Source organism: Clostridium sp. (assembly GCF_018372875.1).
In the GTDB taxonomy this organism is placed as follows: Bacteria; Bacillota; Clostridia; order Clostridiales; family Clostridiaceae; genus Clostridium.
The window spans coordinates 52,274-72,648 of sequence record NZ_JAHAIF010000007.1 but is presented as its reverse complement, the minus strand read 5'-3'; the positions used below and the strand labels follow the sequence as shown (position 1 = coordinate 72,648).

Annotated in this window: 17 protein-coding genes; 10 read left to right on the top strand and 7 right to left on the bottom strand. The window is 29.4% G+C overall.

The window, feature by feature from the left end; translation table 11 throughout:
* Nucleotides 1–7: 7 nt before the first annotated feature.
* Nucleotides 8–919 (bottom strand): patatin-like phospholipase family protein, encoded by a 912-nt coding sequence (locus KIB46_RS04155; RefSeq protein WP_291670944.1) that lies wholly within the window; start codon nt 917–919, stop codon nt 8–10.
* A 223-nt stretch (nt 920–1,142) separates the two neighbouring features.
* Here KIB46_RS04155 and KIB46_RS04150 point away from each other — a divergent pair, with 223 nt between their 5' ends.
* Both KIB46_RS04150 and KIB46_RS04145 read left to right on the top strand, forming a co-directional pair.
* Nucleotides 1,143–3,392, top strand: a complete 2,250-nt coding sequence (locus KIB46_RS04150; protein ID WP_291670943.1) for a LamG-like jellyroll fold domain-containing protein — start codon at nt 1,143–1,145, stop codon at nt 3,390–3,392.
* Between the two features lie 189 nt (nt 3,393–3,581).
* Nucleotides 3,582–5,339 carry a DEAD/DEAH box helicase gene (locus tag KIB46_RS04145; protein WP_156560483.1) on the top strand — a complete coding sequence of 586 codons (1,758 nt, stop codon included), beginning with the start codon at nt 3,582–3,584 and terminating at the stop codon, nt 5,337–5,339.
* Nucleotides 5,340–5,413: 74 nt separating this feature from the next.
* On the opposite strand, the gene KIB46_RS04140 is transcribed toward KIB46_RS04145, so the two are convergent.
* A complete protein-coding gene (locus KIB46_RS04140) occupies nt 5,414–5,677 on the bottom strand; it encodes a spore coat protein (protein ID WP_027099673.1) in 264 nt (87 codons plus the stop codon).
* 12 nt (nt 5,678–5,689) lie between these two features.
* Entirely contained in the window at nt 5,690–5,866 is a 177-nt protein-coding gene (locus tag KIB46_RS04135; RefSeq protein WP_156560481.1) for a hypothetical protein, read from the bottom strand.
* 176 nt (nt 5,867–6,042) lie between these two features.
* Between KIB46_RS04135 and KIB46_RS04130 the strand changes: the two genes are divergently transcribed.
* A complete protein-coding gene (locus KIB46_RS04130; protein WP_291670942.1) occupies nt 6,043–6,921 on the top strand; it encodes a hypothetical protein in 879 nt (292 codons plus the stop codon).
* A 59-nt stretch (nt 6,922–6,980) separates the two neighbouring features.
* Here KIB46_RS04130 and zupT read toward each other — a convergent pair whose 3' ends face one another.
* Complete coding sequence (zupT, locus tag KIB46_RS04125) at nt 6,981–7,742, bottom strand: zinc transporter ZupT (RefSeq protein ID WP_156560477.1); 762 nt, start codon at nt 7,740–7,742, stop codon at nt 6,981–6,983.
* A 151-nt stretch (nt 7,743–7,893) separates the two neighbouring features.
* Between zupT and KIB46_RS04120 the strand changes: the two genes are divergently transcribed.
* Both KIB46_RS04120 and KIB46_RS04115 read left to right on the top strand, forming a co-directional pair.
* Entirely contained in the window at nt 7,894–8,994 is a 1,101-nt protein-coding gene (locus KIB46_RS04120; RefSeq protein WP_156560475.1) for an AI-2E family transporter, read from the top strand.
* A gap of 89 nt (nt 8,995–9,083) precedes the next feature.
* Nucleotides 9,084–10,382, top strand: coding sequence for a homoserine dehydrogenase (locus KIB46_RS04115; protein ID WP_291670941.1), 1,299 nt, complete (start codon nt 9,084–9,086; stop codon nt 10,380–10,382).
* A gap of 22 nt (nt 10,383–10,404) precedes the next feature.
* Here the strand turns inward: KIB46_RS04115 and KIB46_RS04110 are convergent, their stop codons facing one another.
* Both KIB46_RS04110 and KIB46_RS04105 read right to left on the bottom strand, forming a co-directional pair.
* The gene (locus KIB46_RS04110; RefSeq protein WP_156560471.1) at nt 10,405–10,731 is read right to left on the bottom strand and encodes an AzlD domain-containing protein; all 327 of its coding nucleotides are present in this window, start codon (nt 10,729–10,731) and stop codon (nt 10,405–10,407) included.
* Entirely contained in the window at nt 10,721–11,464 is a 744-nt protein-coding gene (locus tag KIB46_RS04105; protein WP_291670940.1) for an AzlC family ABC transporter permease, read from the bottom strand. The genes KIB46_RS04110 and KIB46_RS04105 overlap by 11 nt, the downstream gene beginning before the upstream one ends.
* Nucleotides 11,465–11,558: 94 nt before the next feature.
* Between KIB46_RS04105 and KIB46_RS04100 the strand changes: the two genes are divergently transcribed.
* The 5 genes from KIB46_RS04100 (at nt 11,559) to KIB46_RS04080 (ending at nt 19,010) form a co-directional block, all read left to right on the top strand.
* Nucleotides 11,559–12,035, top strand: a complete 477-nt coding sequence (locus KIB46_RS04100) for a permease (protein ID WP_291670939.1) — start codon at nt 11,559–11,561, stop codon at nt 12,033–12,035.
* Nucleotides 12,032–12,562 carry a permease gene (locus KIB46_RS04095; RefSeq protein WP_291670938.1) on the top strand — a complete coding sequence of 177 codons (531 nt, stop codon included), beginning with the start codon at nt 12,032–12,034 and terminating at the stop codon, nt 12,560–12,562. Before KIB46_RS04100 ends, KIB46_RS04095 begins: the two co-directional genes overlap by 4 nt.
* A gap of 79 nt (nt 12,563–12,641) precedes the next feature.
* Nucleotides 12,642–14,339: a cell shape-determining protein gene (locus KIB46_RS04090; protein ID WP_291670937.1), complete on the top strand. Its 1,698-nt coding sequence runs from the start codon at nt 12,642–12,644 to the stop codon at nt 14,337–14,339.
* Nucleotides 14,340–14,507: 168 nt separating this feature from the next.
* Nucleotides 14,508–17,171, top strand: a complete 2,664-nt coding sequence (locus tag KIB46_RS04085) for an EAL domain-containing protein (protein WP_291670936.1) — start codon at nt 14,508–14,510, stop codon at nt 17,169–17,171.
* A 300-nt stretch (nt 17,172–17,471) separates the two neighbouring features.
* A complete protein-coding gene (locus tag KIB46_RS04080; protein ID WP_156560461.1) occupies nt 17,472–19,010 on the top strand; it encodes an AbgT family transporter in 1,539 nt (512 codons plus the stop codon).
* Nucleotides 19,011–19,075: 65 nt separating this feature from the next.
* Here the strand turns inward: KIB46_RS04080 and KIB46_RS04075 are convergent, their stop codons facing one another.
* On the bottom strand, nt 19,076–20,224 hold the full coding sequence (locus tag KIB46_RS04075; protein WP_291670935.1) for an SEC-C metal-binding domain-containing protein: 1,149 nt from the start codon (nt 20,222–20,224) through the stop codon (nt 19,076–19,078).
* Between the last annotated feature and the right edge of the window lie 151 nt (nt 20,225–20,375).

Genomic DNA, 20,375 nt, shown 5'->3' with positions numbered 1-20,375 from the left:
CTCCCCCTTATTTTAAAAATTGTTCTCTTATAAAGGTATTAGCCTTCTCATAGTTATAGTTATCAGCTGTTAGTTTTAATAAAGGTACTTTAGTATAGTCATCTATCTCTATATCTTCTAGCAAAATTGGGTTTATTCTAAGATAGTTATCTCCAAGCAATTCGCTACAATATAAATCCTCCAATGCAGCATCATCATTTAGTAGAACTGAAAGTAAGGGTAGTTTAACCTTTGAAAAAGGTTTTATTGCCCATTGAAGAACTCCCCAATTATGTGTGTTAGAACTGATTTTTTTAGGAGTTATTCCAGTTCCAATTGATAATACCTTAAAATCATCTATGGTATATTTTCCTTTCATGTTGTGAAGTACAGTTATTAAAGATGCAATAGCAGGTGAATTAGTTAAAACACCTCCATCTATATAATTTTTATGAGAAGGAAAGTAAGTTGGAGCAGCTGAACTAGCTAGCGCTATGTCTACTAACCTTTCATGTGAAGTAATATTTTCTGTTAAATTATTAAAGAATACTCCCTGCCAGTGATCTTGATTTACTCCTTTTAAATGAAAGGCAGGAATAAATGCATATTTTTTGAGGTCATTTAAAGTAGCTTCTTTTGATAGGGTGGATTCTATAAAGATTTTCAGCATTTTATCTTTATATCTTGGATGAAATAAGTTAAATCTTTTTGGAGAAAATATTCTTTTTATATTCTCATAGCAATAGATATCATCTATTTCCTTGCCATTAAGTCCATAGGCTAAGGATAGGGCTATTAAGGCTCCAGTAGATGTTCCAGCAAAAAGATCTGTTTTTTTCAAAAGATTAGGATTATCCAAGTAAAGTCTTTTCAGTATTCTAGTAGATAAAGCTCCCTTTATGCCACCACCATCAAAGGAGATAATTCTGAAAGTGGACAATCCACACCTCCTGTATAATCATTCTAAGATTAATCTATGTTACTAATAGTGATATGGTTATTGGTAGTTTGAAATTTATTTTCCTGTTAGACTTTGTAGATACATTTTTATTTATTATTTAACAGTAATCTAACTGGGGATTAACACCAAGAGATACAAAACAATGTAGAATATTAATTGATTCCAAAAGAAAATCACCATATATTGTGAGGAGGAGAATGAGATGAAAAATGTTAAAAAAAGAGTTTTAAGTACTCTACTTCTTGCTGGAGTTACAATAACAAATGTAGTATCTGGTACAAGAGCTATTTCTGCTTATGTAAAGGAAAGGGTAAATGTAGTTGCAGAGTGGAAATTTGATTCAAGTAATATTGAAAGTGGAAGTATTGCCAATAATAATTTAGTTATAAAAGATGTAAGTGGAAATGGAAATAACTTAAGGATGAACACTTATGGTGATGCGGATGATTATAGTAAATACATAAGTTTTTCTGATGATAAGATGTATGACGAGGCTAAAGGAAGTATAGTTATTAATGGAGATAGTGCTAATAAGGTTGGTGCAGATTTTATTACTGTAGATGATGCACCTATAAATAAAGAGGAGTTTGAAAATGGATATACAATAGAGCTAGTTTATAAGTTACCTAGTAATTGGACAGTTTCAGATAGCTGGATGTCTCTTTTAGCTAGACAAGGTGAATCTGAAAGTATGGATGAACCTGAACTTGGAACAATGAATGTTGCAGTTTCTAACTGTAAGGAAATTCAATTCTTAGCGGCTAATAAAGATGATAGTCATAAAATGGATTCAGCATCATGGTCTGTATCTATGGACAAGGGGGGAGTTTGGTACCATATTGCAATAGTTAATGATAATAAAACTATTCGTACTTTTGTAAATGGAGCAGAAGCATTTAGAGATTATGTTAGTGGGGATATGGTAGGTTTATACGCAGATCCTAATGATGGACGTTTTAGAGTTGGATCTAGTTGGTGGAAAGAGGGAAATCAACTTTTAGATAAGTTTGCTAGGGGGAATTATCAAGAAATTAGAATATCTGAGGGGGCTTTAGATAAATCACAGTGGCTAGTTACTAATCCAGAAGAGTATGTTGGTGAGTATGGAAATAATGATGAGTTCTCTCTAAATGGTGAAAGTAATTATAATATGGTATTTTTACCAGACACTCAAAATACTATTAAATTTAGAAAAAATGTTATGGATACTGCAATTGATTGGATAATTGAAAATAAAAATAAAGCTAATATTATATCTGTAGCTAATTTGGGTGATATAGTTGAAAATGGTAATAATGAAGAGCAATGGAATAATGCTCTATTATTCAATAAGTTACCATCAGCTGGTATTAATTTACTTATGCAACCAGGTAATCATGATTGGCCAGAATATTTTGATAAGTATTTTGGTGGTGACAGCGAATATGGTAAGTTAACTAAAGATTATGTTGTTAGAACATCCCCTTCAGGACGTAGTAGTTATATGGTGAATGATGGTGGCTCTTATAAATATATGACTTTGGCCATTGATTATCATAGTTTTGATACTGATTTATCATGGGTAGAGGAGGTTTTATCAAATACTAATATACCTACCATTGTTACAAGCCATGATTTACAAAACTGTTCAGATACTGCCCCTAGTGATATTAAGTTAAGTGAAAAAGGAAAAGAAGTTTGGAATGTAGTAAAGAAGTACAATCAGGTATTTATGATGATTGGTGGACATAGTCATGGGTCAGGGGATGAAATTTTAATTAATGACTTTGGTAATGAAGTATTTAATGTATTAGCTGATTATCAATTTGCATATAATGGTGGAAATGCCTTATTTAAATTTGCGGAGTTTGATGAAAATGCAAATAAGATTTATCTTTCAACTTTTTCACCATACGCAGCAACTTTAAGTGAAGATGAAAGAACTTTCTTTGATGTAAATTATTTAACTGGTGATGGAAACTATAGTGAGCTTAATATTAACTTTACAGAAAGATTTGCTGGAATGGAGAAATCAGACTTAATAAATAAAAGCTTAGAAGAATTAAAATCATTAGTGGAAAAAGCAGAATCCTTAAATAAAGATAAATATACTTATGAAAGTTTCAATGCTTTAGAGGAAGCTGTATATAAAGCTAAAGCTATACTGGTAGATAAAAATATAAACTATAATATAGTTTTAGATACTGTAAAAACATTACAAAATGCAATAGATAATCTTAAGATAATAGAAGATACGCCTTCTAATAATAACGACAATAATAAGCCAGGCGGTAGCCAAGAAAATAATAAACCAAATGGTAGTGAAGATAATAGTGTTGGAAATAATTCTAATAATAACTTACCTAAAACAGGTGATTCAAGTTCATTGTTATATACGTTACTTTCATTACTAGCTGCTTTGGGTGGGGTTATAAAGTATAGGAAAAGAATAGATAATATTAGTGTAAATTAAAAATAAAATTAACTATTAAAATACCGTATTATTCAACGAATATGCGGTATTTTTTTGGTAAAGATATTAGGGGGAAAAATAAAAAGGCAGGTATTAGAGTTTAAAAATATAAATATATAGGATATAAATTAAAATAATAGAAGAAGTATTGTATAATTATGTAATAGGTTAATAAGTAGGAGGAAAGGCATGAAAAAAAATGCATCTCAAAGAGAATTTAAAAAGCTGAAAAGTCAAATTAATCAAATAGAAGAAATAGCTCATCACTCAAAGGGTGGAGCATTAATGGAACATGAATCTACAGTTAGAAAGAAAATACTTCTTCTTATGGGAATGAAGAATGAAGGGTTTAAAGAGTATAAGGATTTATTAGAAAGATATGAAGAATTACTAGAATACATAGCTAAAAAAATACTAGAAAACTATAATAAGAAAAACAATTGCGATTTTGATTATTATCAAGTTGTGAGAGGAAACTATAATAGTCTTTTGAACTCAGGTATAATGACTGTTTTAACTAAACAACATATTCCAAAGATGGTTTCAGAAGAGTTTGAAGAAAACTTCCCTAAGAATCCTAAGGATGAATATAGAGAAGCACGTGGCATGAGAAGAAAGTTTGTAATTCACCTTGGAGACACTAATACAGGTAAAACTTATAATGCTATTCAAAGGCTTAAGGAATGTGATAAAGGTGTATATTTATCACCTCTTAGAATTCTTGCCCTTGAGAATTATGAAAGGTTAAATAATGAGGGAGTGTTATGCGACCTTCAAACAGGAGAGGAAGAATTAATAACAGAGGGAGCTACTCATGTATCTTGTACTATTGAAAAACTTGATTTAAAAAGACAATATGATGTGGCAGTAATTGATGAAATCCAAATGATTGATGATTCTCAAAGAGGAGCAGCATGGAGTAGGGCACTTCTTGGTGTGAGAGCTAAGGAAATTCATGTGTGTGGTGCATCAAATTCTAGAGAAATTTTAGAAGAAATCATAAATGATTGTGGAGATCCATATGAAATTATAGAGTATAAAAGAAGAATACCCCTTGAGGTTCAAGATAAGGCCTTTAATTATAATGAGGTAGAAGAGGGTGATGCCATTGTAGTATTTTCAAAAAAGAGAGTTTTAGAATTAGCTGAAGAGTATTCATCAAAGGGAATAAAGGCTAGTTTAATATATGGCGATTTACCACCTGAGGTTAGAAGGAAGCAGTACGAGCAATTTGTAAATAAGGAAACAAAGATATTAATTACAACAGATGCTATAGGCATGGGAGTTAATCTTCCAATTAGAAGAATAATATTTTTATCTGTTAAAAAGTTTGATGGAGAAGAAGTTAGATTTTTAACCTCCCAAGAAGTTAAGCAGATAGCAGGTAGGGCAGGACGTCAAGGTATTTATGACGTTGGTTATGTAGCTTCAGTTGGTAACAATGCTGAAGTTATTAAGGATAAGCTTCTAAGAGAAGATAAAATTATTACTGAAGCAGTAATAGGCCCTTCAGATGCTATTTTAAGGATAAAGACGTTACCTTTAATTGAGAAGTTAGCATTATGGAGTACAAGGAAAGAGGCTTTACCTTATTATAGAAAGATGGATATTAGTGATTATATTATTGTTTTAGATAGACTTAAGAAATATAGACTTAGGGAAACAATAGAGTGGAGTCTTTTAAAGGTACCTTTTGATGTAACCTCAGATGAGTTAATGGAGCAATTCTTATTTTACGTTGATGAATTATTTGTAGCTGAAAATGATGTTATATCAAGACCAACTATTTTAGGTGGAACATTAGATGAGTTAGAGATTTATTATCAGAAGATAAATATGTATTATTCTTTCTGTAAGGGATTTAACTTAGAGTTTAATGTTCAATGGATTTATGATGAGAGACTTAAAATTAGTGAAGAAATTAATGAAATATTAGTTAGAATATAAGAAAAAAAGAGGTATGCGAGAGGATTATGCATACCTCTTTTTTGGCAAAAGTAATAATTTAAAGGTTAATACTATTATTGTCCTGCAGCTTGAGCAAATTTATTCTTAACTTTATCAATTGCAGGTTGTTGAACTTGTTCTAATTGATATAAGCCTTTTTGTTGCATTAATTTAAAGGTTTCATTTTGTTTTGTTAATGCTTGGTTTAATTGACTATTTAAATCTGTGTGTAATGGCTCTGTAGATGATTCTTCTACAGCTGTATTGTATAGATTAGCTAAGTTTTTTTCTGTTGTAAGAACTTCAGTAATAAGTTCTTTATCAGTTAACCCATTCATTAATGATACCTCCTATTTTAGCATTGCATATAATTTTGCTATATTTTGTTTGTGATAAGTAGCTAATGCGGTAAAGTGATCTTTAAATTGTTGATCTTGAGCTTTTTGAGCAAAATCAGAACATATTTTATTAGCTTGGTCTTCGGCACCCAATAAATCTTCGAGATAAAGTAATTCTTTTTGAGTCATTTGAAAAATCCTCCTTATGTTCATTGATACGTAATTATTTTCCCCGAGAGTGTTTTATTTATTCTAAAGTATTTGGAGTTTATACATAAAATATAATTATGTGATTCTTTTAAAGATAAATGTTGTTAAGTTTATAAATTGTAAAAAGTGTTAAGAATTACAGTTGGTGATATATAATGATAAAATATGATTTGAATTTGAAAAATTTGGAGATACACTTAAATAAACTTTTTGATATAGATTTATATAGGAATATAAAGATTACAGAATGTCCACATTGTAAGTCTGAAAATATAATAAAGTTTGGCTCCTATAAAAATGTACAGAGATATAGATGTAAAGAATGTGGGAAAACTTTTTCTAATAAAACAAACACATCTTTTTATTATTCTAAGAAAAATTCAGAAACTTGGTTAAAATATATTGAACTTATGTTACAAAGAAAAACTCTAAATGAGTGTTCTAAAGAGCTTGGGATAAGTTTGCCAACAGCATTTTATTGGAGGCACAAAATATTATTTTCATTATCAAAAGTTAAAGAAGCTGAAAAATTAGAAAACAATATACACATATCTAAGATATTAATTAAAGAAAATTTTAAAGGCGAAAGGCAAATAAGGAATAAGGAAAGGAAAAATGTTTGGAACGTTATAGCAATAGATTCAGGAGAAAATGTAATATCCAGGCCAATATCTATTGGTATATGGAATGTTGAAAATTTTAATAAATTATTTTATGAGAAAATTGATAAGGATGCCTATATTAATGCTTATTTAGATAGGTACTTAGATGTAATAGCTAAGAAGCATAATGGAAGTGATAAAAATAGGATAAATATAGAACTATCAGAAGTGTTGAAAAACTATAATAAAATCTTTAGAAACTTTTTGAAAGATTATAGAGGGATAGCAACAAAGTATTTAGTACATTACTTATATTTAGTAAATATTTTTGTAATAACCTTTGAAATATCATCTCTGGATCTTATATATTCATTGAATATCTATGACTCTTATATAAAAGAAAATGAAATAAAAAATTTAAAGGCCGTATAAAAGTAACAACAATTAACTTAAAAAGATTTAGAGGATATTTTATACAGCCTAAAGTATCATCATGTAAGGAAGATATGACTTATTGGTATAATACAAATTCCTAAAATTAATGAAAAAATATATAGTTTATTATAGCCATAGACTCTGGCCTCTGGAATAAGTTCTTGAAATGCTATATAAAGCATAATTCCAGCAACTAGTGCAAAAATAACAGCTAAAATTATTTCATTAATAAATGGTTTTAAAAATAAGAAGGCTAAAAAAGCGCCTATAGGTTCAGCAATTCCTGATATAAAAGTATACTTAAAGGCTTTACTTTTACTATTTGTAGAATAGTATATTGGCATAGCAATAGAGATTCCCTCTGGAATATTATGAAGGGCTATTGCCATTGCAATGTAAATACCTAAAGTAGTGCTTTGATAACCTGATACAAAGGTTGCAATACCTTCAGGGAAGTTATGTAGCATAATTGCAATCATAGAAACAAAGCCTACTCTATAAAGATCTCCACTTTTTTTATCTCCTTCAGGAATGAAGTGGTCTATTAAGAAAGCTATAAGAACTCCTATAATCATAAATAATAAGGATAACAGTACTCCCATTAAGTGCCCTTCCTGCTTAACTAAGGTTTCCTGAGCAGAAGGATATAAATCTGTAAAAGATATTGTAATCATAACACCAGCAGAAAAAGCAAGAGCAAAGGTGATTAGCTTCTTGTTTGAAGACTTTGAAAAGAAAACTATAAATGCACCTATAACTGTAGATAATCCTGCTAGTAATGATAATACTAATGAAATCATTGATTGACTATCAAACATAATACAACTCCTAAAAATTTTTCATCTACCTTATTAAATTTATTTAAAATATCTATAAAAATTCCAACTTTATATCACGCTATTGTAAATTTAGAAAAATTAAACTATAATTCTGTATAAAATATAGAAGAACATAAGAAAGGAAAGTAAAATGAAGAACTTTTTGGATAGCATTACTCAGTACTTTTCACCAGAGTTAATAAATAGTTGCAAAAGAATAGCTAAGTTTCTACTAATATACACTGTGCTTTTTATATTGTTTGCAATGGGATTAAAATATGCAATTCCATTTGTAATAGCACTTCTTATTGCAATGAGTTTAAGACCAATAAAAAATAGAATCCTATGCATAAATAAAAGATTAAAAAAGTTTAAGCTTACAGATGGATTTGTTTCAATGGTTTTAACAATAACAATTGTTGCAGTAGCAGCTTTTCTACTATTTATAATAGGGTTTAAAATAGCTGAGCAATTAAATAACTTTTATACATACATAACAGATAAAAATACATTAAATAATATAATGAATACAGCTTCTTTAGAAATAAATAATCTTCTAAAGAATGTTAATGACATAGATTCAGGAATTTTAGAAAAGGTAAATGAGTTAATACCTAAACTAATATCCATTGGAACATCAATTGCAGCTACATTTGTTCAAAACTTATTAAATATATTAGTATCAATTCCAGCTGCATTTGTAATGGTAATAATAACAATTATAGCAACCTTCTTCTTTACTAAGGATATAGATGTAATACAAGTAAAGTTAAAAGGAGCCTTTTCTGAAAAGGGAATTGAGTTAATTAGAAGGCTAAGAAAAAAGAAAAATGAAATATTTGGTGGTTATCTAAAGGCCTTTGCACTTATTATGATAGCAATAATAATTTATACATCTGTAATATACAAATTTGCAGGTGTAAAGTATGCGGTAGTAATAGCAATTATTACAGGGGTATTAGATGCACTACCTATATTTGGTGCAGGCTTAGTTTATGGAATTGTTGGAATAACAACTTTGTTAGGGCAAAACTACAAAGGAACACTAATTATTATTTTAGGGTATATTGGATGCGTTGTAATAAGACAGTTCTTACAACAACAATTAATGTCTACCTTCTTAGGGTTAAATCCATTAGTAATAATAATTGCATTATTCTTAATTATAACACCAGTAGGATTTGTAGGAATGTTCTATTTCTTGGGAGCGTTTATCCTATATGATATAATAACGCCTAATAAAGCACCATAAGGTATGGAATTTTTACCATATTAATAATATAATGGATTTAAACATGTAAAATTGGGGATTAAAAATACACTAAAAAGGGGGAATATCAATTGAAAAAAGTAAAAATAGCATTGCTTGGTTTAGGTAATGTTGGACGTGGAGTGTGGAATATTCTACAAATGAATGGTGAAGAAATCATGAAGCGTTCAGGATGCCAGGTTGAAGTTGCAAAAATCCTTGTAAGAGATCCTAGTAAAGCTAGAGCAGTTAAAGTCCCAGAAGAGTTAATAACAACTAACTTTGATGAAATCTTAAATGATGATTCTATTAAAATAATAGTTGAAGTAATGGGAGGCATAGAGCCAGCTAAAGACTTTATTCTAAAGTCATTAAGTAAAAAGAAGCATATAGTAACAGCTAATAAAATGCTTTTAGCTACATATGGTGATGAGTTATTTAAAAAAGCAGATGAAGAAGAGGTTATGCTTAACTATGAAGCAAGTGTAGCAGGTGGTATACCTATAATTCAAGCTATAAATGAAAGCTTAACAGCAAACAAAATTGAAAAGCTATATGGAATAATTAATGGTACAACAAATTTCATTTTAAGTAAGATGGAGCTTGAAGGTAGTGACTTTGGTGATGTATTAAAAGAAGCACAAGAAAAGGGGTATGCAGAAGCAGACCCTACATCTGATATTGAGGGATTTGATGCTCAATACAAGCTTGTAATTTTATCTTCTTTAGCTTTTGGAACTAAAGTTAAGATAGATGATGTTTACAGGGAAGGAATTACTAAGATAACTTCAAAGGATATTAGATATGCTAAGGATTTTGGGTTAGTAATTAAGCTATTAGCTATAGCAAAAGAAATTGATGGAAAGCTTCAATTAAGGGTGCATCCAACAATGATACCACAGACTCATCCTTTAGCAAATGTACATGATTCCTTTAATGCGGTATTTATTAAAGGGAATGCAGTAGATGATTTAATGTTTTATGGAAGAGGTGCTGGTGATTTACCAACAGGAAGTGCTGTGGTAGCAGATATAGTATCAATTTTAAGAAGTGATGTAGATACTGAAAATAGACTTCCAGTAGAAAAGAATAATTTGTGGCATAAAGAAATTGGGGAAATTAATGATATAACTAGCAGATATTACATTAGAACAACAGTAACAGACAGACCAGGTGTCCTTGGTGAAATTACAGCTATATTTGGTAAGCATGGAGTAAGTTTACGTTCTGTAATTCAAAGAGGAAGAATTAAAAATGAAGAAGAAGTAGGCTTAGTTTTAGTAACTCATTATACTAATGAAGAACAGTTACAAGGCGCAATAAATGAAGTGAAAGATATGGAATCTGTAAAAGAAATTAATAATATGATAAGAATAGAAGATTTTAATTAAAAAGGAGCTCTTTTGAGCTCCTTTATATTGTCATTAGAATAGTTATTGTAATGACTCCTACTACAATTGAAAATCCTAAAGACTTTTTCTTAAGAGAAATTAATAAAACAATAATAGATGCCATAAGTTCTATGTTAGAAAAACTTAAGTTTAATTTACCATTATCAGTGAAAATTCCAGGGCATATTAAGGCAGCAAAAATTCCTGCTGGGATAAACTTCATCCATTCAGTAAGCCACATTGGAAGCTCCTTTCCTGATAGATATACCATAGGTAAACTACGAGGAATATAGGTAAATACAGATATTCCTAGTATAAGTAAAAGCACATTAGCTGTATTAATTTCCATATTCAACACCCTTTCTAAGTTTAATGAATTTTTCTATAAAGTAACAAAGGGTTGCTGATAGCAAGGTAGATATAATTACATATAAGTTGTTGTCCATAATTAAAGAAAGATTAATAGCTGTAAACCCAGAAATAACAGCACATAAAATGTATATTCCTCTTTTAAGTTGAAGACATAAAAGACATATGAACATAGAAGTTAAAACAAAGTTAATTATAGTATCATTAAAGTTAAATATTGAGCCTGTAACTCCACCTAATATATTAGATAATATCCATGTAGAATGAGAAACTACATTAAGTATCAGAGCCCTATGGGGATTCCATATACCTTCTTTAAACTTCATTAAGTTAATAGCAAAAGTCTCATCTGTTATTTCATGAGAAAAAAACAATAAAAACTTTTTATTACATTTACTAAAGTACTGTGAAAGAGTTGAACTCATTAAAATGTGTCTTAAGTTAACTATAAAAGTTGTAAATATTATAGAAAACATTGAAGACTGAGCTATAAGCATAGATGATGTTATAAATTGTCCACTTCCTGCAAATACGCATAAAGAAAGAAGTCCAATTTCAATTGGAGACAATCCTGCTTTTTGAGATAAAATACCTGATGCTATTCCAAGAGGTATGTATCCAATACATATGGGAATAGCCATTTTTATTCCATACATTACATCATCTCTAGATAGTTTATTTTCTTCCTTTTCATTATGTATTGTTTCAATCATTTAAAAGCCCCCTTAAAAATCCCTCAAGTAAAATTATACCATATGAATTTTATAGCATAATATAATTCTATAAAAGTTATTAGAGGTGAAAAAAATGGTGCAAAAAATACTTTATATTCTAGCTATCATTTTGACAATAGCTTCTTTTTATAAAGATAAAGATAAAACAAAAGAAGCATTAAAGAAGGGATGGACTTCTTTTGAAGCTATACTACCAACAGTTCTTTGTGTTATGGCAGTAGTTGGTATTTCTTTAAGTGTAATAGATGAAAAGCTGATAGCTAAGGTTATTGGTCCAGGCTCTGGAGTTTTAGGAATAATAATAGCTATACTTATAGGCTCAATAACTATGATGGCAGGCTTTATAGCCTTTCCTTTAGGGGCCACCTTAATATCTAGGGGAGCTGGGGTCTCACAGGTTGGAGCATTTATATCTGCATTAATGCTAGTAGGATTTTTGACAATTCCTCTAGAGAAGAAATATTGGGGATTGAAAACTACTATATTAAGAAACCTATTGGGAATAGTGATTTCATTTATGGTTGCAGTAGCATTAGGGGTGATATTATGAAGATATTAAAAAGGTACAGAAGTTCAATAATATGTTTAATTATTTTAATAATAATGTATTTAGTAAATAGAGAGATTGGAAGAGTAGCTATAGAGGGAACTATAGAAAATATATGGGAGCTAGTAAAGCTTGTACCGCCAGTATTTATTTTGTTAGGCCTTATGGATGTATGGGTTCCTAAAGAAAAAATGATAAAGTATATGGGTGATGGTTCTAATTTTATAGGGATTTTATTGGCATTTATTATGGGAGCATTTGCAGCAGGACCATTATATGCAGCATTTCCCATAGGAGCAATGTTGCTTAGAAAGGGTACTTCAATAAAAAATGTAATGATATTTACTGGAACTTGGGCTGCTTGTAAGGTACCAATGTTGCTTATAGAGGTATCTTCACTAGGAGCTAAGTTTACTATTGTAAGGCTTGTGGTAGAGATTATAGGAATTGTATTAGTTGCAGAGATAATCAGTAGAGTAATAAATGATGAAGATAGAAATTTAATTTATGAAAATGCAAAAAAACTATAAAATATGTGGTATTCCATAACTTATTATGCTATAATTATCACAATAAAAGATAGTAATAACACAAATTATGGAGGAAATGATGGAACAAGGTAATTTTGGAGATTTTAACGGAGATATTTTTGGACAAATTTTTTCTCACTTTAGGAGAAATTTTAAAGGATTCAGTAATGGTGGAGGTTCTAAAAAGAAGGGATCCTTTGGAGGATTTTTAAAGTGGCTAGTATTAGCTTATGTGGCAGTTGCTATAACAAAGTTTTTTGCATCTGATTTAATACTTGATGTATCTTTAAGTATATTCTATATAGTTGCCCCTTTTGTAGTAGTGTCCGTATTATATGGCATAACTCATTCTATGAAAAAGTTGCCTATAGTTGGTATATTTGTGGCAATATTGTATGCAGTAGTTTTATTTTTATGTAGTCCTATACTAAATTACAAAGCTCATAGAGATTTAGTAGGAACTGTTGATGAAATTGAATTTTCTAATGAAATTGAACATATTGATTTAAAGCAATTACCAACAATAGATACAGAACTTGCTGCAAAGCTTGCAGATAAAAAGCTTGGAGAAATTCCTTCTCTTGGAAGTCAGGTGACAATTGGAGAATTACATTTACAAAGTATTGATGGACAACTTTACTATGTAGCTCCACTTGAACATTCCTCACTAATTAAGTGGATTACAAATAGGGAAGGTACAAGTGGTTATATAAAAGTAAGTGCAACAAATCAAAATGATGTTCAATTGGTTACAGAGCTAGATGGAAAGCCTTTAAAAATTAAATATTTAGAATCATCATATCTTTTAAGTGACCTTCATAGAGCAGCCTTTTTAAGAGATATGAAGTCAGCTCATACAGACTTTACTTTTGAATTAGATGATACTGGAAGGCCATACTGGGTTGTTACTAGATATGATAATGCTATTGGAATTACAGAAGCAAAGGCTATTGGAGCATTAGTTATTGATGCTCAAACAGGAAAATCTGAGATATATGATATAGATAATATGCCTAAATGGATAGATAGAATTCAACCTTCAAGATTTATTAATAACTATATTAATAAGTGGGGAGAATTAGTTCATGGTGTATTTAACTTTAATGACAAGGATAAGTTAAAAACAACTACAGGAATGAACTTAATATTTAATAAAGATGAGTGTTTCTATTATACAGGAATAACATCTGTAGGTAATGATGAAGGATTAGTTGGATTTACATTAACAAATACAAGAACTGGTAAAACTACAATGTATAAGACAGCTGGAGCCACTGAAGAAGCTGCTATTAGATCTGCAGAAGGTAAGGTTCAACAATATGGATATAAAGCTACATTCCCATATTTAATTAATATTCAAGGAGAACCAACTTACTTTACAACATTAAAAGATTCTAATGGTTTAGTTAAGCAATATGCAATGGTTAATGTTAAGAACTACAATACAGTTGGAGTTGGAGATAATCTTCAATCTACATTAAATAAATATTTAGAGGGATTAACTAATACAAATATTTCACTAGAAGGTTCTAATAAAGAAGAGGTTATTCAAGGTGAAGTTGAGAGAATTGGACTTGTTGTTAAAGATGGGTCTAGCATCTATGACCTTAAGCTAAAAGATAGTGATAAAATTTATTCTGTATCAACAGAAACTTCAAGAGAAATAGCTTTAACTAAAGTTGGTGATAAGGTAGAAATAAAATATATAAATGTAGGTGCAAGTAAATATATAATAGTAAACGGATTTACCAATATAACTACTACGCCAGTAGAATAATAGCTAAAAAGGGAGATAGTAATATCTACCTTTTTTTTTAGTTACAGAGAAATATACTTCGTATTACCAAATAATATATATTTATCTTTTTTTTGCAATAAGATATAATTGTACATAGGGCACAAATGTTAAAGAATTAATTATAAAACATATAGGGGAGAGTAAGATATGAAGTTATCAAAAAAAATTGTCATATTATTTATGACTATATCTTTGGTTACAGTAACTTTATACATGATATCTATGGGCTTTGTATCGAAGTATTTATATAGCGGTGAAGTGACTAGAATAAGTGGAATAGCATCTGGCTGTATAAATAGGATAAATGGTGAAGTTTTAAAAGTAATAGGAAAAACAAATGACTATACAAGCTTGTTGTCATCAGTTGATACATATAATGAGAAATTAAATGAAAATAATGCTTTAGAGGTATTAGGTATTATAAATAAGTTTAAAAATGATAATATTGACTTTAAAGTTGTTCTAGATTCAAACCTTAATGAAAAAGATAAGTTTGAATCTAATGATATAAGTGCTAGAAGTAAAAATGAGTATTCAATTTTACTAAATAAGATAAAAACAATAATAAAAGAAAAAAAGGATATTAAAAAGGGATATATAACAGGAAAAGAAGGGTTATATATTTTTTCATACAATAAAAAGTACAATTCATCTGATTATGTTGTGATTATAGATAGTTTTGATGATGTAGTTATAGAAAAAATTTCTAAAGATATGCATAAAAATATTGCATTATTAAAAGAAATAGACTCTACTGGAGATGTAGAGGATTCCAAGCTAAATAGCGGAGAAGACATTAAATTAGTAACAAATAAAAGTGATGTAAATGCTTACTATAAAATAGAGTGTGTAGATGGAGAGAATTATTATATTAAAGTTTCAGAGCCATTAGTAGTAAAAGAGAGTCAGAAAGTTAATATTTTTGTTTTATCTGTTATTTTTATATCTATTAATTTTATTATTAACTTTATTTTAATAGTTCTAATGAAGAATATAGTTATAAAAAGAGTTGAGAGAATAAGCGAGGGAGTAAACAGGATAAAAGAGCATAAAGATTTGAAAGAGAGGCTTGAGTTAGATAATAGTAGTGATGAAATTAGTAAATTAACTAATGATATAAATGAAATGTTTGATGCTTTAGAAACGTCAAATAATTTGTTTATGGAGAATGAGGAAAAAAGTAGTAAGCTTCTAGAGGGCTTAGATAATGGATACGCTTATTTTGGAGAGATTATGGATGAAGAAGGAAATGTTACTGATGCCAATCTCCTTGATGTGAATGCATCCATGTCAAGAATTTTAAATATTCCTAAAAAGAATCTATATAGAATGACTTTTAAAGAAATTTTCTTTGATAAAATTAATGATGAAGAATTTATAAGAGATATTTTATCATCAGGTAAAAGAGATGGAGAGACATTAAGCAAAAATTGTATAGCACTTGGAAATAATAATTGGGCATCAATAGCTGTATATCCAATTGAAAACCATCATTTCGCTATGTTGCTTACAGATATAACTGAAAATAGAAGAAATGAAGATGAAATGAGATATTTAGGAAACTATGATGTGTTAACTGGTCTTCAAAATAGATATAGCTTATACAATTACATGGCACAGCTTAAGGAAGACGGGGAAGTGTTTAGTATATTCTTTATAGATTTAGATAACTTTAAGTCTTTAAATGATTCCTTAGGACATAATAGTGGAGATGAAGTGTTATGCCAAGCTGCATTTACTTTACAAAATTTAGAACAAGATATTGAAGTAGGAAGACTAGGGGGAGATGAATTCCTGTTAGTTAAAAAGGGAGAGCTTTCTAAAACAGATGCAGAAGATTTAGGCAATAAGATTTTAAGAAAGCTGAATAAGACCTTTGAGTATAAAAACTTCAATTATGAGTTAAAAGCAAGTATTGGAGCAAGTTCTTTCCCTAATCATACAACAGATATAGAAACATTAATTAGATATGCAGATATTGCTATGTATAAGAGCAAAAATTCAGGTGGAAATACTATAGAAGTATTTAATGAAGAGATGTTAGAAGATATATTAATAGAAGGGTTGTTAAAAAAGGCTATAGATAATAAAGAATTTGTAGTTAATTTCCAACCTATTTATAGCGTAAGTAAGAAAAAGATAATTGGAGCAGAAGCTTTAGTAAGATGGATAAAGGATGGAAAAGAAATGCCTCCTGATAAATTTATTCATATTGCCAAAAGAACAGGAGATATTTACGAGATAGATAATTATGTTCTAAGAGAAGCTTGTATTTTCTGCAAAGAAAAAAGAAAAGAAGGGTTTAAGGATTTTCAGGTGTCAGTAAATGCATCTTATAGGTTCTTAAAACAACATAAATTTATTGATAAATTAAAAAATGTATTAGAGGAAGTAGGGCTAGAACCAAATGGATTAAAGCTTGAAATTACAGAAGATGAAGTTTTAGATGATGCAAAACGAATTGTAGAGTTATTAAAGGAGATTAAAGATTTAGGAGTAATGATTGCTTTAGACGATTTTGGAGTGGGATATTCATCCTTTAGCTATATAAAAATTCTTCCAATTGATACTATAAAGATAGATAGAAGTTTATTATCAAAGATTGAAAATGATAGAAAAACTGTAGCTATAATTGAAACATTAATAAAGCTTGCCCATACCCTTGAGTTAGATGTAATAGCAGAAGGGGTGGAGATGCAGGATCAGTTAGAACTGCTTAAGACTTTAAACTGTGACAAAATTCAAGGATACTTTATAAGTAAACCCATAGCTAGAGAAGAATTTGAAAATTTATTAGAAAGACATAATTAGTAAAAAAAGGAGCTATTTAAAGCAGCTCCTTTTTTTAATGTCTAGGAAAGCTGTGACTTGGAGCTTTGTGACGGAACAATCAAAATAACTATCTACGTATACATACGGAACTAATTTACAGTTTATAAATTAAATGTTGAATAAAATTATAAAAAGTAACAAAATGAATAAAAATAGCTTAAATATCTAATAAAATGATAAAAATTTTAATATTTGTTGATAATTATTATAAAAATGCTTATAATTAATTTAACGTGTTAAATCGAAAAAATAAAAAATGACGAAAAAGGGGGACTACCAATGAGCAAAAAAGATAAAACAAAAATGTCTTTTATAGAAAAAGTAGGTAAAAAAATACCGGATCCGGTAATTATATTTATGATATTATATGCCATCGTTATGATAGCGAGTATATTCATGGGTGGAATGGAGTTCGAAACATTAGCAGCTGATGGGGGAACAATATCTTATGAAATTAAGAATATGTTTGCAGCTGAGAACTTTAGATGGATTTTTGGAAATGCATTATTAAATAACTGGTTAGCATACGGTGGAGGAGTTCTTGGAACAATATTAATCGTTATGCTTGGAGTTGGACTAGCTGAAGAATCTGGTCTACTATCAGTTTTAATTAAAAAAGTAGGATTAAAAGTTTCAGATAAGTTTTTACCAGTAGTTTTAGTATTCTTAGGAATTATGAGTAGTATAGCTACTGATGCAGGATATATAATATTAATACCACTAGCTGGTATGTTATATGTTGGATTAAAGAAAAATCCACTTATAGGTATGGCAGCAGCTTTTGCTGGGGTATCAGCTGGATTTAGTGCTAACTTAATACCAGGTACACCTATAGATGTTATCGTTGGTAACAACGCAAAGGTATTTGCTGAAAGCCAAGGTATACCTTTTGTTACAGCAGCAGGACAAGCTATTACTCCTGCAACAATGCACTACATATTTATAGTAGCTTCAACAGTGTTATTATCAGTTGTTGGTTACTTTGTTACTGCTAAGTTCATTAAGCCAAGATTAGAAAAAGAAACATACATTGTTCCTGAAGATATGAATATGGCTGACTTTACAGTTAAAGAAGAAGAAAATAAAGCTTTAAAATGGGCAGGATTAGGATTATTAATTGCCTTAGCTATTGCAGCAGTACTTTACTTTGGACCACTTGCTACATATGTAGATGATAAGGGTGCAACAGTTAAGCCATTTATGGATAACATAATTCTTATAATTACATTTGTATTCTTTGTTCCAGGTTTATTATATGGAATGAAATTAAAGAAGTTTAATAGTGCTATAGATGTAGTTCAAGCTATGTCAAAGCAAATGAGTGGAATGGGATCTATATTAGTATTAACATTCTTCTGTTACAACTTCTTAGCATTATTAAGCTACTCAAACCTAGGTACATATATTACTTATTTAGGTGCAACAGGATTACAATCATTAGGATTATCTGATTCACCAATCTTATTATTAATAGGATTCATTATAGTTACTGCTATAATTAATTTATTCGTTGGTGGATTAACTTCAAAATGGATGTTACTTGGGCCAATATTTATACCAATGTTATACCAAGTTAACGGAGCATTAACTCCTGATATGGTATCAGCTGCATATAGAATTGCAGATTCATCAACTAATGTAATATCACCACTTATGTCATATGCAGGTATTATCCTTGTGTTCATGAAGAAGTATAAGCCTGAATATACTTTAGGAGATATGATTAAGTTAATGTTCCCATATTCAGTAGCATTCTTAGTTTCTTGGACAATCTTATTAATAGTATTCTTTACATTTGGAATTCCACTAGGAATTTAATAAAAAGACTTAGCTCTTCTTTGAGCTAAGTCTTTTATTATTTAGGAGATTATAATTTTTACTTGTTATCTACCACAACACTTCTTATATTTCTTTCCGCTTCCACAAGGGCAAGGTTCATTTCTTCCAGGTTCTTTATCCTTTATTATAGTAGTCTTTTGTCTAGTAGTTGATTCTAATGGTGTTAAGCCTTTTAAAGACCATATAGGTGTATTGTTAAAGACCTTAGAGAAGGAGTTAACTATTGAATCGGCTAAAGCCTTATCGCTTAAATCTAAGCTATAAGAAGTTAGCAATTCAACTATTATTTGAGTATCCATGTCGTTTTTAATATAGAATATTAACTGGCTAATTAATGAGTCTATATCAGATTTTTTTAACTTAGTATTAGAAAGAATGTTTTTTAGTTCTAAAACTTCTTCACCCCAAGTAGCTTTAAAATCTTTACCTAAAGAAACAAAGAAATCTTCATTACTGAAGTTATATTGAATAGTTTGTCTTACTCTTAATTCTTCATATACATCTTCAGGTGAGAAAAGGAATGGGTGAATTAATGCGTTACCCTCTGTAAAAGCTTCATAGCTTCTAAATATATAGTTTAAGTAAAAATCTAAGTTTTCCTCTTTAAAAACCTTACTTTCCTTATTAGTTATTATGGAATATAATTCTCCACCTAATAAAAGACCGTAGTGAGTCATTAATCCATCTATAAGATCAATTCCTTCTGAACGTTCCTTAAGGTTAGAAATATATTTTTTAGAAGATGTTAAAGAATTTATTCCTTCTTTTATGTCACTTGGTACTACAAGGTAGTAATTATCCTTTATAGATAATTTAAATAGTACTCCAAGAGAAGATAGTCCTCCAATTAAGTTTAAGTTATCTATTGAAAAAGAGTATTCAACTAATTCTTCCTTAGCTGATTTCTTTAACAGATCAAGTTCCTTATAAGATAGTTCGCAAAGTATATTATCTATATTATCAGTAATATAAGCAGATACTAGATTAACTAACCCGTCTTTACCTAATTTTGAATATCCTTTAATATCTAATCTTTTAGCTATGTCTGTAAGTGTAGGTTTAGTTTGAAGAGATAAAAGTTCTAAAGTATTTAATTCCTTTAAACTAGTCTTACATTTAGTAAAAGTTTGATAGTATTTTTCAAAATAGTATTTTCTTAGTTGTTCATCGTAGTAGTACTTTTTAGTATGCATTAAAATTCTCCTTTGCTATATATTAACATTTATAATTATCCATTAACCCTATATAGTATCTATTTTTTTTGACAAAAAGTCAAGTAAATGCCATTACATAATTTACTTGTTGTTAGTAGTATGAAGTGGTTATATAATTTGCTTACAAGGT

Excerpts from the sequence above, each read along its gene's own strand:
- KIB46_RS04110 (WP_156560471.1), bottom strand. The coding sequence starts at position 10,731 with ATGGAAATTAATACAGCTAATGTGCTTTTACTTATACTAGGAATATCT.
- KIB46_RS04150 (WP_291670943.1), top strand. The coding sequence starts at position 1,143 with ATGAAAAATGTTAAAAAAAGAGTTTTAAGTACTCTACTTCTTGCTGGA.
- KIB46_RS04130 (WP_291670942.1), top strand. The coding sequence starts at position 6,043 with ATGATAAAATATGATTTGAATTTGAAAAATTTGGAGATACACTTAAAT.
- KIB46_RS04105 (WP_291670940.1), bottom strand. The coding sequence starts at position 11,464 with ATGATTGAAACAATACATAATGAAAAGGAAGAAAATAAACTATCTAGA.
- KIB46_RS04085 (WP_291670936.1), top strand. The coding sequence starts at position 14,508 with ATGAAGTTATCAAAAAAAATTGTCATATTATTTATGACTATATCTTTG.
- KIB46_RS04090 (WP_291670937.1), top strand. The coding sequence starts at position 12,642 with ATGGAACAAGGTAATTTTGGAGATTTTAACGGAGATATTTTTGGACAA.
- KIB46_RS04075 (WP_291670935.1), bottom strand. The coding sequence starts at position 20,224 with ATGCATACTAAAAAGTACTACTACGATGAACAACTAAGAAAATACTAT.
- KIB46_RS04135 (WP_156560481.1), bottom strand. The coding sequence starts at position 5,866 with ATGACTCAAAAAGAATTACTTTATCTCGAAGATTTATTGGGTGCCGAA.
- KIB46_RS04100 (WP_291670939.1), top strand. The coding sequence starts at position 11,559 with ATGGTGCAAAAAATACTTTATATTCTAGCTATCATTTTGACAATAGCT.
- KIB46_RS04080 (WP_156560461.1), top strand. The coding sequence starts at position 17,472 with ATGAGCAAAAAAGATAAAACAAAAATGTCTTTTATAGAAAAAGTAGGT.
- zupT (WP_156560477.1), bottom strand. The coding sequence starts at position 7,742 with ATGTTTGATAGTCAATCAATGATTTCATTAGTATTATCATTACTAGCA.
- KIB46_RS04140 (WP_027099673.1), bottom strand. The coding sequence starts at position 5,677 with ATGAATGGGTTAACTGATAAAGAACTTATTACTGAAGTTCTTACAACA.
- KIB46_RS04095 (WP_291670938.1), top strand. The coding sequence starts at position 12,032 with ATGAAGATATTAAAAAGGTACAGAAGTTCAATAATATGTTTAATTATT.
- KIB46_RS04120 (WP_156560475.1), top strand. The coding sequence starts at position 7,894 with ATGAAGAACTTTTTGGATAGCATTACTCAGTACTTTTCACCAGAGTTA.
- KIB46_RS04145 (WP_156560483.1), top strand. The coding sequence starts at position 3,582 with ATGAAAAAAAATGCATCTCAAAGAGAATTTAAAAAGCTGAAAAGTCAA.